This window comes from Methylobacterium sp. Leaf112 (assembly GCF_001423295.1).
Lineage (GTDB): Bacteria > Pseudomonadota > Alphaproteobacteria > Rhizobiales > Beijerinckiaceae > Methylobacterium.
Genome location: NZ_LMNG01000001.1, coordinates 401710 through 418457 on the forward strand (window position 1 = coordinate 401710; position 16748 = coordinate 418457).

General features: G+C 66.9%; 16 protein-coding genes and 1 tRNA gene. 12 read left to right on the forward strand and 5 right to left on the reverse strand.

Annotation, left to right across the window (positions count from 1 at the left end; translation table 11 throughout):
- The first annotated feature begins 127 nt into the window (after positions 1-127).
- The 5 genes from ASF52_RS01925 (at position 128) to ASF52_RS01945 (ending at position 7193) form a co-directional block, all read left to right on the forward strand.
- Positions 128-2767 (forward strand): bifunctional acetate--CoA ligase family protein/GNAT family N-acetyltransferase, encoded by a 2640-nt coding sequence (locus tag ASF52_RS01925; protein WP_056166622.1) that lies wholly within the window; start codon positions 128-130, stop codon positions 2765-2767.
- A 452-nt stretch (positions 2768-3219) separates the two neighbouring features.
- A complete protein-coding gene (locus ASF52_RS01930) occupies positions 3220-5382 on the forward strand; it encodes a TonB-dependent siderophore receptor (RefSeq protein WP_200937372.1) in 2163 nt (720 codons plus the stop codon).
- Positions 5383-6062: 680 nt separating this feature from the next.
- The gene (locus tag ASF52_RS01935) at positions 6063-6272 is read left to right on the forward strand and encodes a cold-shock protein (protein ID WP_056088410.1); all 210 of its coding nucleotides are present in this window, start codon (positions 6063-6065) and stop codon (positions 6270-6272) included.
- Positions 6273-6475: 203 nt separating this feature from the next.
- A complete protein-coding gene (locus ASF52_RS01940) occupies positions 6476-6838 on the forward strand; it encodes a DUF6481 family protein (RefSeq protein ID WP_274533775.1) in 363 nt (120 codons plus the stop codon).
- A gap of 157 nt (positions 6839-6995) precedes the next feature.
- Positions 6996-7193, forward strand: a complete 198-nt coding sequence (locus ASF52_RS01945) for a hypothetical protein (RefSeq protein WP_056166631.1) — start codon at positions 6996-6998, stop codon at positions 7191-7193.
- 31 nt (positions 7194-7224) lie between these two features.
- Here ASF52_RS01945 and ASF52_RS01950 read toward each other — a convergent pair whose 3' ends face one another.
- Entirely contained in the window at positions 7225-7728 is a 504-nt protein-coding gene (locus tag ASF52_RS01950) for an MmcB family DNA repair protein (protein ID WP_056166634.1), read from the reverse strand.
- 80 nt (positions 7729-7808) lie between these two features.
- Complete coding sequence (locus ASF52_RS01955; protein WP_056166635.1) at positions 7809-8330, reverse strand: DedA family protein; 522 nt, start codon at positions 8328-8330, stop codon at positions 7809-7811.
- A gap of 67 nt (positions 8331-8397) precedes the next feature.
- On the opposite strand from ASF52_RS01955, the gene pdxY reads away from it, so the two are divergent.
- From pdxY to ASF52_RS01970, 3 genes are read left to right on the forward strand one after another with little or no spacing between them, the layout of a single operon-like run.
- Positions 8398-9246 (forward strand): pyridoxal kinase PdxY, encoded by an 849-nt coding sequence (gene pdxY / locus ASF52_RS01960; RefSeq protein ID WP_056166639.1) that lies wholly within the window; start codon positions 8398-8400, stop codon positions 9244-9246.
- A gap of 28 nt (positions 9247-9274) precedes the next feature.
- Positions 9275-10171 (forward strand): PhzF family phenazine biosynthesis protein, encoded by an 897-nt coding sequence (locus ASF52_RS01965; RefSeq protein WP_056166642.1) that lies wholly within the window; start codon positions 9275-9277, stop codon positions 10169-10171.
- Positions 10164-10886: an NUDIX hydrolase gene (locus tag ASF52_RS01970; protein ID WP_056166647.1), complete on the forward strand. Its 723-nt coding sequence runs from the start codon at positions 10164-10166 to the stop codon at positions 10884-10886. The genes ASF52_RS01965 and ASF52_RS01970 overlap by 8 nt, the downstream gene beginning before the upstream one ends.
- On the opposite strand, the gene ASF52_RS01975 is transcribed toward ASF52_RS01970, so the two are convergent.
- Together ASF52_RS01975 and ASF52_RS01980 are read right to left on the reverse strand one after the other, a co-directional pair.
- Complete coding sequence (locus ASF52_RS01975; protein ID WP_443136641.1) at positions 10862-11212, reverse strand: hypothetical protein; 351 nt, start codon at positions 11210-11212, stop codon at positions 10862-10864. The genes ASF52_RS01970 and ASF52_RS01975 overlap by 25 nt on opposite strands.
- Positions 11213-11393: 181 nt before the next feature.
- The gene (locus ASF52_RS01980; protein WP_056166980.1) at positions 11394-11879 is read right to left on the reverse strand and encodes an SRPBCC family protein; all 486 of its coding nucleotides are present in this window, start codon (positions 11877-11879) and stop codon (positions 11394-11396) included.
- A gap of 544 nt (positions 11880-12423) precedes the next feature.
- Here ASF52_RS01980 and ASF52_RS01985 point away from each other — a divergent pair.
- From ASF52_RS01985 to ASF52_RS01995, 3 genes are all read left to right on the forward strand, one after another.
- Positions 12424-13992, forward strand: a complete 1569-nt coding sequence (locus ASF52_RS01985; protein WP_056166650.1) for a 2-isopropylmalate synthase — start codon at positions 12424-12426, stop codon at positions 13990-13992.
- Between the two features lie 118 nt (positions 13993-14110).
- A tRNA-Lys gene (locus ASF52_RS01990) sits at positions 14111-14186 on the forward strand.
- Positions 14187-14736: 550 nt separating this feature from the next.
- Positions 14737-15624, forward strand: coding sequence for an MBL fold metallo-hydrolase (locus ASF52_RS01995; RefSeq protein ID WP_056166652.1), 888 nt, complete (start codon positions 14737-14739; stop codon positions 15622-15624).
- A gap of 4 nt (positions 15625-15628) precedes the next feature.
- Here ASF52_RS01995 and ASF52_RS02000 read toward each other — a convergent pair whose 3' ends face one another.
- Complete coding sequence (locus ASF52_RS02000; RefSeq protein ID WP_244473660.1) at positions 15629-15940, reverse strand: hypothetical protein; 312 nt, start codon at positions 15938-15940, stop codon at positions 15629-15631.
- 215 nt (positions 15941-16155) lie between these two features.
- On the opposite strand from ASF52_RS02000, the gene ASF52_RS21810 reads away from it, so the two are divergent.
- Positions 16156-16503, forward strand: coding sequence for a DUF2171 domain-containing protein (locus tag ASF52_RS21810; protein WP_200937373.1), 348 nt, complete (start codon positions 16156-16158; stop codon positions 16501-16503).
- Positions 16504-16748 lie beyond the last annotated feature (245 nt).

Sequence of the window (16748 nt, forward strand, 5' to 3'; positions counted from 1 at the left end):
CGGTGATCCGAGCCGGGATCGGACGCGGGATGCGCGCGGGGCGATCGGCCGGCCGAAATCCGTCGGGTCGCTCGGCGGCCCACGAAACTGAGGTGATTCATGAGTACCACTCCATGAGTACCACTCGATGAGTACCTACCGCTTCGACGCCCTGCTGGCGCCCCGCAGCATCGCGGTGGTGGGCCTCGCCGGGCCCGGTGCGGCCCTCGGCGCCGCCGTTCTGGAGAACCTCGCCCGCGCCGGGAGCAAGAGGCCGATCTGGGCCGTCAATCCGCAGAGCCCCCTCTCTGGGGAATGCCTGATCTGCATTCATAACATATGTGAAACCGCCCAGGCTCCCGACCTCGTGGTGGTCACCGCCCCGGCGGGCGAACTCGTCGCCTGGGTCGGGGCCGCCGGACGCCGGGGCGCCGCCGCCGCCCTCATCCTCACGCCCGACGTGCCCCTCGACCTGTGCGCGGCCGTGCGCGCCGAGGCGCGGCTCCACGGCCTGCGCCTGCTCGGCCCCGGCAGCATCGGCCTCGCCGTGCCGCGCGAACGCCTCGACGCCAGCCTGCTGGCGCAGGCGCCGAAGGCCGGCGACCTCGCCCTCGTCTCGCAATCCGGCACGGTGGCGGCCGGCATCGTCGCCTGGGCGGCGCGCCGCGACGTCGGGTTCTCGGCGGTGCTGTCGCTCGGCACCGCCTGCGACATCGACATCGCCGATTGCCTCGACCACCTCGCCGCCTGCTTCCACACCCGCGCGATCCTGCTCTCCCTCGACACGATTCCCGATGCGCGGAAATTCATGTCGGCGGCCCGCGCCGCCGCTCGCGCCAAGCCCGTCGTGGTTCTGCGTGCCGGGCGCCACCGGGCGCCGACCCGCCACGTCGTCACCCACACGGGCGCGCTCGCCCGGCCCGACGCCGTCTACGAGGCCGCGTTCCGCCGCGCCGGCCTCCTCAGCGTCGACAGTCTCGATGCGATGTTCGCCGCCGTGGAGACCCTCGGGCGCCAGCGCCCGTTCCCCGGCCACCGCCTCGCCATCCTGGGCAACGGCCGCGGTATCGCCGCGCTCGCCGCCGACCGCCTCGCCGACCGGGGCGGGACGCTCGCGGCTGGCAACCCCGTCGAACTCGGCATCGCCGCCGGACCCGAGGCCTACGCCGCCGCCCTCGAGCCCCTGCTCACGGCGCCCGGCCACGATGCGGTGCTGGCGGTGCACGTGCCCACCGCCCGCTCGGGCAGCGCCGCCACCGCGACGGCGCTCGCCGAGACCGTCGCGCGGGTGCGCAGGAGTAGCCAGGGGTCGGGCGGCCAGCGCAAGAAGCCGGTCTTCGTCGCCCTCATCGGCGACGACCCCGCGGCCGCCGCGGTGCTGGCGGCCGCGAACATCCCGGGCTTCGCCACGGAGGCCGACGCCGTCGACGGGTTCCTCAACCTCGTGCGCTACCGCGAGGCGCAAGGCGACCTCATGCGCACGCCGGATTCCCTGCCGCGCGATTTCTCGCCCGATGTGGACGCCGCCCGCGCCATCGTCGCCCGTGCGGTGGCGGGCGGCCAGACCTGGCTCGACCCTGTCGACGTCGCCGCCCTGCTCGCCGCCTACCGCATCGCCAGCGTGCCCCTGACGCTCGCCCCCGACGCGGACGCCGCCGCCACCGCCGCCTGGGAGATCATCGCGGCGGGCGGCGCTGTGGCCCTCAAGGTGGTCTCCCCCGACATCGTCCACAAATCCGATGTCGGCGGGGTCCGCCTCGATCTCACGAGCGAGGCGGATGTCCGAGCGGCGGCCGCCGACATCCTCCGGCGCGCGCGGCGCTTGCGTCCCGAGGCCCGCATCTCCGGGTTCGCCGTGCAGCCCATGATAAGACGCGGCCAGCAGCGCGAACTCATCGCCGGCCTCGCCGAGGACCCGACCTTCGGCCCCGTGGTGGTGTTCGGCCGGGGCGGTACCGCCGTCGAGGTCATAGACGACCGGGCGCTCGCCCTGCCGCCCCTGGATCTGCGCCTCGCCTCTGAACTCATCGACCGCACCCGCGTCGCCCGACGGTTGGCGGCCTACCGCGACGTGCCGGCGGTGGACCGCCACGCCGTCGCCCTGGTGCTGGTGAAGCTCGCCCAGCTCGCCGCCGATTGCCCGGAGGTCCGCGAGCTCGACATCAACCCCCTGCTGGCCGACGCGACCGGCGCCCTGGCGCTGGACGCCCGCGTGATGGTGGCCCCGGCGCCCCCCGGCCGCGGCGCCGCGCATCCGCGCTTCGCCATCCGCCCCTATCCGGTGGAGTGGGAGCGCCGCCTCACCCTCAAGGGCGAGGCCATCGCCGTGCGCCCCGTGCGGCCCGAGGACGAGGCCCTGTTCCTCACCTTCTTCCAGTCGGTGAGCGCCGAGGACCTGCGCCTGCGCTTCTTCGCCCCCGTGCGCGACTTCAACCACGCCTTCCTGGCGAAGCTGACCCAGCTCGACTATTCCCGCGCCATCGCCTTCGTGGCCGTCGACGCCGCCGGCACCATGCTGGGCGCCGTCCGCCTCCACGCCGACGCCAACCACGACAGCGGCGAATACGCCATCCTCATCCGCGGCGACCGCAAGGGCACCGGTTTGGGCCACGCGCTGATGAGTTTGATGATCGACTGGGCCAAGGCCGAGGGAATTTCGCGGGTGGAGGGGACGGTTCTCAGGGAGAACCGTCCGATGCTGGCGGTGTGCAAGCAGTTGGGCTTCACCACCCGGCCGGATCGGGAGGATGCAGGAGTGGTGAAGGTGTCTTTGGCGCTGGAACGGTAGGGCAGCAACGATCGGCCTATCCGCAGGAGGGGCTGTTGCAGGTGGCGAGCGGAAGTTAACCCCTTGCTGTGTAGCGGACGTTCCGTCTCCGACCCTTGTCGGTCATACGGCCATCTATGAGTACTTCTTGACAGCAGCCATCCATCCGTCAGAGCTTCCGGCGGTTGCGCTGTTAGTTTTAGCTACGCCGACGGGATGTTCTTTCAAAAAAACGCATGACGATTATAGCTTCCGAGTCATAGAGCGATTTTTTCGCTGTAACACTTACGCAACACGACCCCTGCAAGATGAAATAGATTATAACGCTTCTAGGCCCAAGCTCAGGCATATTTGAATTACTCTAAACTAGTCCTGTGTGATCGGCGCCTAGTGAGCTTGACCGCGTATGTTTCTAAATCGTAACGGGCACAATTAACCTAAGCTGGTTGGCGTCCGTGAGAGTGCCGAGAAAAATGACTAAAAGAAGCACGACGCTGGCCGCGTCCGCTGCCTTCGTGCTTGTCGCGCAATCGGGTTCGTTGGTCAGTTTTGGGCCCACTTCAGCCGTAGCCCAGCTTGCCGCAGATGCTTCACAAGAGGTGCAGCTCGACGAGCTTTCGGTGGCCGGCACCGGAGGGCCCGCGGGCGGAATAGCACGCAAGGTCGATGGCTATCTTGCACGGGACAGCGTCAGCGCGACCCGCACTGACACGCCGATACGGGAGGTGCCCCAGACGGTCGTCATTGTGCCGGATCGGGTTTTGCAGGACGCCGCCGCGACGCGGGTCGACACCGCCCTCGATCTTGCCGGCGTCGGCCGGGCCAACAACTTCGCGGGCCTTGGCCTGACGGAGTTTACCATCCGTGGCTTCAGCACGGGTGAGTACTACCGCAATGGCTTCCCGATCAACCGGGGCTACCCGCCCTCGCCGGACGTGGTCTCCATTGAGCGGATCGAGGTGCTGAAGGGCCCGTCCGCCTTCCTATACGGACGCGGCGATCCCGGCGGCACCTTCAACATCGTGACCAAGCAGCCTTTGGCCGAGCGCGCCCTCGCGATCGGCACGCAGTTCGGCAGCTTCAACCAGAAGCGCAGCACCTTCGATGCCACTGGCGCCCTCGACGAAGAAGGCCGGGTGCTCGCTCGCGTTACAGGCGCCGTTGAGGACAACGGTAGTTTCCGCGACTTCGTACACAGCGACCGCTTCTACCTCGCTCCCGTCATCGCCTGGAAGCCCACCGCTGACACCACGATCACTTTGGAGGGCGAGTTCGTCAGCACGGCAGCGACCTTCGACCGGGGCGTCGTACCAATCAATGGCAACATCCGCGCCCTGCCACGCAACCGCTTCATCGGCGAGCCTGGCATCCCGCCGGTGCGCAACGACAACGCCCTCGGCCAGCTGCGCATTGAGCACAAGCTCGATCAGGACTGGGTGGTCACTGCCGGCGTCCAGGCGCTGGGTGGGAGCCTCGTCGGTGACGGCGTGGGCGCCATGAATGTCCTCAGTGATGGGCGTACCTTGCGCCGAACCTTCGAGCATCGCGACTTGAGCTGGTCGGACCTCGACCTGCAGCTCAACCTCGCGGGCAAGTTCGAGACCGGCCCCTTTCGCCATACTCTGCTGATGGGCTTCGAGTACGACACGTACAACTATCGCGAGATCTTCAACCGCTCGAACGCGAACCTCTTCCCCTTCACCCTCGACCTTTTCGCGCCCCGCTACGGGCAATCCGCCCGGCCGCCTCTCGCCTCGATCACGAACTTTCTGCAGAACACCGAGAGCTTCGGTGGCTACGTTCAGGACCAGATCGACCTCACCCCACGCCTCCATGCCCTTCTGGGCGTGCGCGTGGAGAACCTAAGCCTCGTTTCCACCGACTACCGCACCGGCCGCACCACGAGCCTGCAGGACACTGTAGCGACCCCGCGCTTCGGCCTCACCTACGATCTCACCGATGAGGTCTCGATCTACGGCAGCTACGGCCGTTCCTTCCTGCCGAATACCGGCACGGATCGCTCGGGACGCCCCTTCGCTTTCCAACAAGGCGAGGGCTACGAGGTCGGAGCCAAGTTCAGCCTGCTCGACGGGCAACTGAGCGCCACGGCGGCTCTGTTCGACATCCGGCGCACCAACGTCCTCACGGCCGATGCAGTCGATTCAAACTTCAGCGTGGCGGCGGGCGAGGTGCGCAGCCGGGGCTTCGACCTAACCGTCGCTGGGTATCTGGCACCCGGCTGGCGGGTAATCGGCACCTACACCCATGCGGATGCCGCCGTGAGCCGCGACAACACGCTGCCCGTGGGTACGCGGATCGCCAACATCCCTGCCGACACCCTCGCCCTGCAGAGCGTCTACGAGTTCCAAGGGGCAGAGTTGCGGGGACTCGGTCTTGGTGGCGGCGTGACTTATGTCGGTCAGCGCGTGGCCGGCACCGCCCTATCGACCTTTCGTCTGCCGGACTACACGGTCTTAAGCCTGATCTCCTACTATTGGATCACTCCACAGGTGCGGGTCTATGTCAACGTCGACAACCTACTCGATACGAACTACTACGACCGCGCCTTCCAAAACCGCTACGCTACACCGGGTACGCCGCGCACAATTATGGGTGGTGTCGCAGCACGCTTTTAACCTCTATCGTTGCCAACAAGGTGATTCTGCAACGGATCACCCATCTGTTGGGCGTCTACGACCGCTGTAACGCTTGAATTGCCGGTAAGCGGACCAGCTGAAATCCACCCGACCCGGTTGTAGGTCTTCGTCCACCAAGCTGCTCAGAAGTGGTGCCAGCGAGGATCGGCAAAGTGTCGAAAGCTGTCCATTGCCGTCTCAGGCTGTTCGAATCCGGGATCTTGGCCTGCTTACGAGAGCTGGCAAATCTGCGAGAGCTGGCAAATCTGTATTCTTCATCTGCTCATGAGTCGGGTCGGCCTGTTTGTCGGGTAGGGGTGCTCCGGTTCAGTCTCGCCAATCGCGTGCGGTGCCATCCAACGCGAAGCGGAAAAGTCATCTCCGAGCAAATGCTGCAGTGCTCGTTGAACGATCGGTGCCGTACGATTTTTACAATTCTGCTTCGCCGGCCCGAGCCTCCTGATTTTGTAGAAGCATGATCCTCCTGAAAAAGGATCAGATTTGCTAAATCCCGAACAAGCGCGTACAAACTCAAAACCAGCTCAAAACCAGAGTTTGTCGCGCCTCGATCCGGAGACGGGTCGGGGAGATCAAAGTCTGTCGATTGGGTTGGTCGGGAGGTGGCCGCGCACGATCGCGTGGACCTCTGACATATAAGCCCGCAAGGGCGAAGGAATACGATGGCTGTCGGTACTGTTAAGTGGTTCAACGAGCAAAAGGGTTTCGGGTTCATCCAGCCGGATGACGGCGGCAACGACGTGTTCGTGCACATCTCGGCCGTCGAGCGCGCCGGCATGCGCGGCCTCGCCGAGGGCCAGAAGGTTTCCTACGAGATGGAGACCGACAAGCGCAGCGGCAAGCAGTCCGCCGGTAACCTCCAGACCGCGTGAGCCACTTCGGGTCCGGGGTGCCGCACCGAACGCCCGCTCCGCGCCAGTTCTCCGTCTCGGTGGAACGGCGCAGGGTGAGCCCGGTGCAAGCCAGCCCGGCCTGACGTCGCAAAGGGCCGCTCCCCATTCGGGGAGCGGCTTCTTACGTTGTGGAAGACCAAATCTTTTGCCGGCACCCGGCCGGCGCAAATCCAGGATCCTGTGTGAGCCAATTCAACGAAAATTCCATGACCGACCGCCTCAAGGCGGCCAACGAGGCCCGTCAGGCGGCCCTCGCGCGCTTCCGCGATCGCCCGCCCGCCGATGATCCCGCCGTCTTGGCCCGCAAGGCCGAGCGCGAGCAGATCGTCCGCGACCGCGAGATCCGGACCCGAGCCCGCGACGAAGCCCGCGCCGCCGCGGAAGCCCAGCGCGTCGCCGAAGCCGATGCCGAGCGCGAGCGTCTCGCCGCCGAGGCCATCCGCGCCGCCGAAGAGAAGGTCGAGCAGGCCGCCGCCGCCCGCCTCGAGCAGAAAGCCCTGCGCGATGCCCGTTACGCGGCCCGTAAGGCCAAGGCGCGGAAGTAACACCGGCGCAGCCCGGGTGTGCGCCGCGTGCCGACCGTTCCACACCGGGGATGGAACGGCGCGCGCTGCACCCCATGCGCCGGGTTTTTCGGCGCGGACCGCCCCACGAGACGACGCGCGGCGCGCGCTTTCGCGCCGGCTCACCACGGAGTCACCCATGTCCCATAAGTTCAAGCTCGGCCAGCGCGTGCGCCGCGCCCGCCTCGGCTACGCCGACGCCAAGACCGACACGGGGGACATCTTCGAGATCGTCCGCCTCGTCCCCGAGGACCAGACCGGCGAGCCGTTCTACCGCATCAAGTCCGGCACCGGCGAGCGCGCAGTCCGGGAAGGCGAAATCGCCCTAGCCGGTTGATCGCGTTGGGGTTTTCGCTCTCGGCAAACCCCTAGAGGACACCCTCGCGGATCGCCCCCGGATCGGCCAGGGCATGCAGCATCCGCGCCGCGTTGTGGGCGAACCGCAGGGTCACGGCCTTCCGCCGCGCCCCGCTGAGCGGGTGCTCCTCCGGGTCGCGCAGGATCGCGGCCCCGAACGCGTCAGCGACGATGAGCCCGGCCTCGTCCGGCGTCAGTGTCGTCGAGAGCGTTTCGGGAATCGCGAAGTAGAACCGGTCGCAATACTCCCGGTACTCCGGCCATTTCCGGTCCGCCCTGAAGTCGGCGACGCTCGATTTGATCTCGATGATCGTCAAGCGCCCCGCCGGACACAGGGCGATAACATCGGCGCGCCGACCGTTGGCCAGCGAGAACTCCGGAATCGTCACGTGCCCCAGCTCCGAATACAGCCGACGCACGCCCCGTTGCACCTGGAGTGCCGTCGCCGACTGGCGGCGGTCGACGGGGAGAACGGCTCCGTTGGGAAGGATCGCGTGGGCTAGGGCAGCGGACATGGATGTTCCGATTCGGGACTGGCCCCTAAGAACCAGTCCGCGCCCGGCTTGTCACCTGCGACCCCTGAGCACGTACCGGCTTAAGCCTTGAAATAGCTCAACAATCCGGCGCCCGGCGCCAGCATCACGAAGGCCCAGACCAGGGCCGACAGCACGTTCGCCACCTGGAACGGCAGGCGTTTGACCCCGAAGATGCCGGCGATCAGCGGCACCACCGCCCGCGCCGGCCCGAAGAACCGCCCGATGGCGACGCCCCCGGCCCCCCATTTGCGGCAGAATTCCTCGCCCTTCGCCACCAGGGCGGGGTAGCGCGTGAGCGGCCACATCTGCTTGGCCCCCTCCTTGTAATAATGGCCGAATTCGTAGGAAATCCAATCGCCTAGCGCCGCCCCGAGCGCCGCCGCCAGCATCACCGGCACGAACGGAATCCCCACCGTCCCCATGAGCGCGCCGATGCCGAGCAGCAGCACGGTGGCGGGCACCAGCAGCGACAGGAACGCCAGGGACTCGCAGAACGCCAGCACCCCGACGATGAGCGGCGTCCAGCCCTGATGGGCCTCGACGAAGGCGAGGGTCGAGGTCTTGATGGCGTCGAAGTCCATGGGTCGTCCGAGGGTGCGAGGTCGTGAATAACGAGCTAAGGGAAGGCTTTATGGAGGACCGGCCCGCTTGAACATCCTCTCGATCCAGTCTCACGTCGCCTACGGCCACGTCGGTAACGCATCCGCGGTGTTTCCGATGCAGCGCCTCGGCGTCGAGGTCTGGGCGATCCACACGGTCCAGTTCTCCAACCACACCGGCTACGGCGCCTGGCGCGGCCGGGTGTTCGACGGCCCGGCCATCGAGGACCTCGTCGCCGGCATCGCGGAGCGCGGCGTGCTCCACACCTGCGACGGCGTGCTGTCGGGCTACATGGGCTCGGCCGATATCGGCACCAGTATCGTGCACGCGGTGGCCGCCGTCCGCGCCGCCAACCCCCGCGCCCTCTACGCCTGCGACCCCGTGATGGGCGACACGAACCGGGGCATCTACGTCCGCCCGGGAATCCCGGAATTCATGCGCGATCAGGCACTTAGACTCGCCGACATCGCCACGCCGAACCAGTTCGAGCTCGACCATCTCTCCGGCCTGCCGTCCCGCACCCTCGATGAGGTCAAGGCGGCGGTGGCGGTCCTCCACGGCCTCGGCCCCCGGGTGGTGCTCGTCACCTCCCTCGCCACCGAGGCGACGCCGCCGAACTCCATCGACCTCCTGGCCGGGGAGGGCGGGCAGTTCTGGCTCCTGCGCACGCCGCGCCTCCACCTCGACGTCAACGGCGCGGGCGACGCCATCGCGGCGCTGTTCCTCGTGCACTACGCCCGCACGGGCTCGGCCGCCCTGGCGCTCGGCATGGCCGGCGCTTCGATCTACGGCCTCCTGCGGCGCACGGCGGAGGCGGGCTCGCGCGAGATCCTCACCGTGGCGGCGCAGGACGAGTTCGTCGCGCCGAGCGAGACGTTTCCGGTCGAGCCGGTCTAGGTTTCAAGTCCTTGAGAGGTAGGGAAAAATGGCCCGACGCTTCGTGACGCTCGACGTGTTCACAGACACTGCGCTCGCCGGCAATCCCCTCGCGGTGGTGCTCGACGCGGACGGGCTCGACGGCCCCGCCATGCAGGCCATCGCGGGCGAGTTCAACCTGTCCGAGACGGTGTTCGTGCTGCCCCCCGACAATCCCCGCCACCGGGCACGCCTGCGCATCTTCACCCCGAAGGCCGAGTTGCCCTTCGCCGGCCACCCGACCCTCGGCGCCGCCGTGCTCCTCGCCCTTCGGGACGAGCGCGCCACGCTGACCGACGCGCTGGCCTTCGGCCTGGAGGAGGGGATCGGCACCCTGTCGTGCCTCGTCGAAAGCGGTGCAGGCCGCGGGCAGGTGCGCTTCCGCATGCCGGTCCTGCCGGACTTCGTCGGCGACGGCCCCGAGCCGGACGTTCTGGCCGCGGCCCTCGGCCTCGCACCCGCCGCCATCGGCTTCGGGCGTCATGCCCCGAGCCGGCATTCGCTCGGCCCCGACTTCCTGTTCGTGCCCGTCGGGTCGCCCGAGGATCTGGCCAGTGCCCGGCTCGATCCGGCGGCCTCGGCCACCCTCGGGGACCCTGCGGCCCTCTACCTCTACACGCCCGACCCCGATGCGCCTGGCCGGCAGTTCCAGGCTCGGATGTTCGCCCCCCACCTCGGCGTGCCGGAGGACCCGGCCACGGGCTCGGCGGCGGCCGCCTTCGCCGGCGTGATGATGCAGTTCGAAGCCATGGGGGACGGAACCCACGATCTCGTGCTGCATCAGGGCGTCGCCATGGGCCGCCCGAGCCGGATCCACGTCCAGCTCGGCATCGAATCCGGTGCGCTTCAGGCCATCGAAGTCGGTGGATCGGCGGTGATCGTCATGGAGGGAACGCTCCATGTCTGAACGCCCCGTCCAATCCGGCGGCTTCACCTTCGCGCGCCTCGAAAGCCTCGAGGCGCGCCTCGTGTCCTACGACTGGGCCTGGGCCCGGGACAATTCCGACGCCATCGCGGCGCACTGGGCCGAGCGACAGGCGGCGAAGCCGGCCCTGTTCGATGGGCCCGTGCTCCTCGGCTGCGCCTGCACTGTCACCGACGGCGCCTGCACTATCGATCTGTTCGAGGCGGCGTTCTCGGAGTTCCTGGCCTTTCGCGACGGCGGATCACCCGATCCCTCCGTCACCAACGCGTTCGCCGCCATCGTGCCGTGGTCGCGCGACGGCGCCGCCGTGCTCGGCGTCATGGGGCGCGACTCCGCCAATGCCGGACAGATCTACTTTCCGTGCGGGACGCCCGACCCCTCGGACGTGCGCGCGGGCCGCCACGTCGATCTCGCGGGGAGCGCGACCCGGGAATTCTTGGAGGAGACGGGCCTGCGCGTCCCATCCGATGCGCCGGCGAACTGGGTGCTGGTCAGCGGCGAGCGACAGCACGCGTTCCTGCATCCGGTGGACTTCCCCGAGGAGGCCTCGGCCCTCATCGCCCGCATGGAAGCGCACCGGGCGGCGGAGGCCGAGCCGGAACTCGCGGGCTTTGTCGCGGTGCGCTCCCGCGCCGACCTCGACGCGGACCGGATGCCGGGCTTCGTGCGAGCCTACCTCGCCGCGTCCTGCCGGTAGCCGTAGCGTGCCTTGGCGGCCGCGAGCAGGCCGAGGGCTTCGCGCTCCTGGCCGCCCTGGCACGTCTCGGCCGCCCGGCGCAAGTCGGCGCTGAAGCGCTCGCCCACGGGCGCGTTGAGGTTGCCCGTCGCGACATCGCTGTCGACCACGGCCTGGGTGCGGGCGATGGCGGGCCCACACCCGTTGCCCTGCGGCAGGGGAGGGGCGAGCACGGCCGCGGGGGCCGCCGCCACGACGGGCGGCGCCGAAGCGCTGGGCTTGCAGGCACCGACGAGGGAGACGGCGATGAGCGTTGCGAATGCGCGACTCGCGCGGTGCAGTATCACGACGGCTTCCCCCGAATGGCACGGCTTGCCCTGAATGGCACAGCTTGAAGTCGCCTGGGTTGTGCCCCCGGGAAAACGGCCGGTCAATCGGAGGAGCGGCCCACGCGCCGTCGCGGTACGATTCCGCGACGGCGCACCTGTGGATGCCGCAAGGCGACGCCCTCGGGGCGCTGCGAAGCCGCTACTTCGACTTGTCGGCGATGGCCTTCAGCCCGGACTCGTAGATGCCCGTGATGGCATCGACGGCGACGGCGTCGGGAGCGCCCTTGGCCTTGAAGCTGCCCGTCCAGGTCACCGTGGCGCCGCTGGCCTTCGGGGCGACGGAGAGGGTCGAGCTGTAATCGCTCACGGGCAGGGGGCCCGAAACGATGGCGTAGGTGTAGGCCATCTTGGCGTCGTCGCGGGCGGTCTGCGACTCGACGATGGTGCCACCGCCCTTCAGGCTGAGGGTGCGCAGGGTTTTGCCGCCGTCCGTGGACAGGGCACATTTCTCGATGGCGGGGTGCCATTGGCCGATGCCGCAGAAGTCGCCGATCACCGACCACACCTTGGCGGGAGCAGTCTGGACATCGACGGTCTTCGTCACGTCGAGGGCGAAGCTCGGCAGAGTTCCGGCGAGAAGCGCGCAGACGGGCAGGGCGAGCGTGATCGTGAGGCGGCGTGACATGGCGGCGTTTCCCATCCGGGTTTTCTTGATGTTCATCTCGCGTGGAACGGTTTCATTGGTTCCACGCGGTTTGAAAGCTAGGCTTGAGTCGCCACAAGGCAATGACCGGGGATCGTCTTCGGGGCCGAGAACTGTTGTCGGACCACTCGCTCGGGGTGTTCCGTAGGCCGATCTCCGCCCTGCCTGACGCTTCCGATGCCCCGCTGCTTGTCAATCCGTTTGGCGAGGGCTAGGGAAACCGCATTCGCAATCGTCCGGCGCGTCCAGCGAGCACGGTTGCCCCTCGGGAGAGACGAGCCTTGGCCAGCGCCGGCTCCATGGTCAGCCGCACCGGCGCCGCGCACGCGGCCATGCGGTCCCGTGCGCGTGTTCCCGCGCTTCTTACCCTCGGTCTGCTGCTTATCCGCCCCTGAGGGCCGTCCGGGCATGCGCCTGGGCTCTCAGGGGACGCGTACTTACCCGTATTCGGGCTCCGCCACGACGCGCGAGCCGTTTCCAGGCGCCGTGTCCTCAGGGCTTCGCGCGCCGTGACAGGATCAATCCCATGGCCAGTTCCAGCACACCGACGCAGAAAGACCGCGTTCTCATCTTCGACACGACTCTGCGCGACGGCGAGCAATGCCCCGGCGCGACCATGACCCTCGACGAGAAGCTGGCCGTGGCCGACCTCCTCGATGCCATGGGCGTCGACATCATCGAGGCCGGCTTTCCCATCGCCTCGCATGGTGATTTCGAGGCCGTGGCCGAGATCGCCCGCCGGGCCAAGCGTGCCACCATCGCGGGCCTCGCCCGGGCAATCCCCGCCGACATCGCCCGCGCCGGCGAGGCCGTCCGCCATGCCAGGCGCGGACGCATCCACACCTTCGTCTCGACGTCCCCGATCCACCTCGCCCACCAGATGCGCAAGAGCCAGGACGAGGTGGTCGAGATCATCCTGAAGACCGTGGCCCAGGCCCGCGACCTCGTCGAGGACGTGGAATGGTCGGCCATGGACGCGACCCGCACGCCCATCGACTACCTGTGCCGCTGCGTCGAGTCGGCGATCCGCTCGGGCGCCACCACCATCAACCTGCCCGACACCGTGGGCTACGCGACACCCGACGAGTACCGGACCATGTTCCGAAGCGTGCGCGAGCGGGTACCGAACTCCGATAAGGCGATCTTCTCGGTGCATTGCCACGACGACCTCGGCCTCGCCATCGCCAACTCGCTGGCCGGCATCGAGGGCGGCGCCCGGCAGGTGGAATGCACGATCAACGGCATCGGCGAGCGCGCCGGCAACGCGGCCCTGGAAGAGATCGTCATGGCCATCCGCACCCGCGGCGACGTGATGCCCTATGAGACCGGCATCGAGACCACGATGCTGACCCGGGCGTCCAAGCTCGTCTCCCACGCGACGAACTTTCCCGTTCAGTACAACAAGGCCATCGTCGGCCGGAACGCCTTCGCCCACGAGAGCGGCATCCATCAGGACGGGATGCTCAAGCACACCGAGACCTACGAGATCATGACGCCGGCCTCGGTCGGCGTGGCCAAGACCTCCCTGGTGATGGGGAAGCACTCCGGCCGCGCCGCCTTCCGCTCGAAGCTGGAGGAACTCGGCATCACCCTGAGCGACAACCGCCTGCAGGACGCCTTCGAGCGCTTCAAGGCCTTGGCCGACCGCAAGAAGCACGTCTACGACGAGGACATCGAGGCCCTGGTCGACGAGAATCTCGCCACGGCCCACGACCGCATCCGCCTCGTCTCCCTCTCGGTGATCGCGGGCACGCATGGGCCGCAGCGCGCCACCCTGAAGCTCGCCATCGACGACCGGGTGATCACCGAGGAGGCCGAGGGCAACGGCCCCGTGGACGCGGTGTTCAACGCCATCCAGGCCCTGGTGCCGCACGTGGCCGACCTCGAACTCTACAAGGTCGATGCCGTCACCGAGGGCACCGACGCCCAAGCGGAGGTCTCCGTGCGTCTCAAGAGCGGCGACCGCAGCGTCACGGCCCGAGGCGCCGATCCCGACACCCTGGTGGCCTCGGCCCGCGCCTATCTCTCGGCCCTGAATAAGCTCGAGGCCTCGGCCGTGCGCCTCCACGCCCAGTCTCCGATGACGACCTCGTAAGGCCCCCTCGGCCGGATTTAGAAAATCGACCCCAGGGGGTGGACACCCCTGGGGGGCTTTGGTATCAGCCACCTCGTCGCGGCGGACTTGGTGGGCCGCAGCGACCGCCGCAAGGCGAGGGTGCATAGCTCAGTTGGTAGAGCAGCTGACTCTTAATCAGCGGGTCCAAGGTTCGAACCCTTGTGCACCCACCAATACAATAGATGATAATGGCCGCTGTTGTGTGGTCGATCAATCGATAATCATCAGACTTATTATGCCCGATAATTTGAGTGGGCCGCTGTTTTCCGGGGTGGGAAAATCCGGTCGGATTGTTGTCCGTGCTCGTGCCCAAGCGTAAATCCAGGCGACTCTGTTCACGGCCCATCGTCGTCGCGATGGCGCAGTTCCGTCATCGGAACATGCATTCGATCGCGTTCCGCCGTCTTTCCATCCTGTCTCACGTGGTGAGACCCGCGATTGGCGGGGTCTGAAGCTCGCGCCGAGAACGCGTTCGTTCCGCTACCTCCGTGGATGTCGGTGTCGTGCGGCTCGGCACAGTCGTTCGACAATCCACGACCAAGCTCCGGACGTCGGAAGGCGAGAACCTGCGGGTTTCCTCCATCCTTCGTGAAATCCTCAGAACGGCTACGGTAGATTTCAATCCAACTGCAGCCCCTGTGCGGCGAGCAGGTTTGGAACCTCCCCCCAAACGACCGGATTGACTTCTGTACCGATGACGGTGCCAAACCTGCGGAGGTATTCATGGCGCAACAGGTCGAGGTCGATGCGAATGCTCTGATCGATGCCCCACTGGGAGTCGACGGCACGCACGAAATCACGTCGGACCTTGCCTATCAACGCCATGCGATCGTGAACGTGATCTTCTACGGTCCCGTCGGGGCGGGTGATCGGGCCTGGACCCTCATCGACGCCGGGATCGGTGGCTCCAAATCGGCCATCATGAAGGTTGCGGCCGAGCGGTTCGGCCCAAACGCCCGTCCGGCGGCGATCGTGCTGACCCATGGCCATTTCGATCATGTCGGGGTCGTCGAGGATCTCGCACGCGATTGGGACGTGCCGGTTTTCGCTCATCCGCACGAGCATCCCTATCTCGATGGTTCCGCATCGTACCCTCCGCCCGATCCGACCGTCGGTGGAGGTCTCATGTCCCGTCTGTCACCCCTCTATCCAAGGACGCCGGTCAATGTTTCCGCCCAGCTTCGCAGTTTGCCGGAGGATGGCTCCGTGCCGTCCATGCCGGGCTGGCGCTGGGTTCACGTTCCGGGACACTCCGTCGGTCAGATTGCCCTCTGGCGCGAATCCGACGCAACCTTGATTGCGGCCGATGCCTTCGTGACGACCGCCCAGGAATCGGCTTACGCGGTCGCGTTCCAAGAGCCCGAGCTTCACGGTCCGCCCATGTACTTCACGGTCGATTGGGATGCTGCCCGGCGCTCGGTCGAGATCCTGGCGGCCCTCGAACCGCAAAGGGCCATCACGGGTCACGGGCGTCCCCTGGAGGGGCAGGTCTTACGGGATGCCCTTCATGCCCTCGCCAGCAACTTTTCGCAGGTCGCCGTGCCGAAACAGGGGCGTTACGTCGATACCCCGGTCCGTTCGCAGGATGGATCGGCCTACGAGACATCGTAGTTCTTCAACCGCCCGAGATTACGGGTACCGAACCATCCCGCGTTCTGACGGCTTTGTCGACCGGGTTCAGCGATGCGATCCTGGGCCCACGCAAGTCCGGCACGGTCAACTCGATATCGTCCAGCACCCGATTGGCTGCGTCGACGAGGCGGTCAGCCGCTCTGCCGATCAGGGGCCGAAGCGCTTCGGCCAAGCGCGTGAGAAGGGTCTGCTCGACGCCAGGATGGATCCGCACATTCGCCTGCTTGGCGTAAGCTGCAAAAACACGCTCCGCCATATCACGTGCGTTGCGATCGACATCCGGGGTATCTGGCACGGGAGACTCCTGGTTTCGAGCCAGAATTGGCTTCGATCCGGCACAGATAGGTTTCGAAAGGCATGCCGCCAGGGCTTCCTCAGGAGCCGAACGAAGACGTGACGACGAGGTACCTGCCTCACGGGGGCGGCCGGGAATGCGGCGATACGGACAGGAACGGCGACTTCGAGGGTTGCGTTGACCGCCCGACCTCTCATTCCCAACGGGATCTTTCCATGCTTCGCGCCCTCACCACGGCCTGCCTGATCGTTGCCTCATCCTGCGCGCTCGCGCCGCTCGCGCAGGCTCAGGATTCGACGACCAAGACAACCAACAGCGTCGTTCGCGAACACATGGAGGTCGTCGGCTCCGACAAGGGGCATGTCGGCACCGTGGACAAGTATGACGGCAAGGACATCAAGCTCACGAAGAGCGATTCCGCCGCCGGTGGACAGCATCATCTGATTCCATCGTCCTGGGTCGGTACGCTGAACGGGAACACCGTCATCCTGAACAAGACTGCTCGTGAGGCGATGGCCGAGTGGAAGGTGTCGGATCGCCCGGAGGGCGACGCGAAGAACTAACGGACGCGAAGAACTAACGATCGGGTTCTTTCTCCCATGTGACAACCCCGTCGCTCGCCCTTTCATGCGAGCTGGCGGGGCGCCTTGTTCATGTCAGATGCTCGGAGCCACCTTGTATGGTTTGCGAGAATCACGGCTCCTCGGCGCCGGACCGGATCATCTGGCAGGCTGCTGTAGCCAATTAATTAGGAAGGATGCTCCAAGTTTAGAGATCCATCTGTTCTATACGAGATCTATATTCAGAA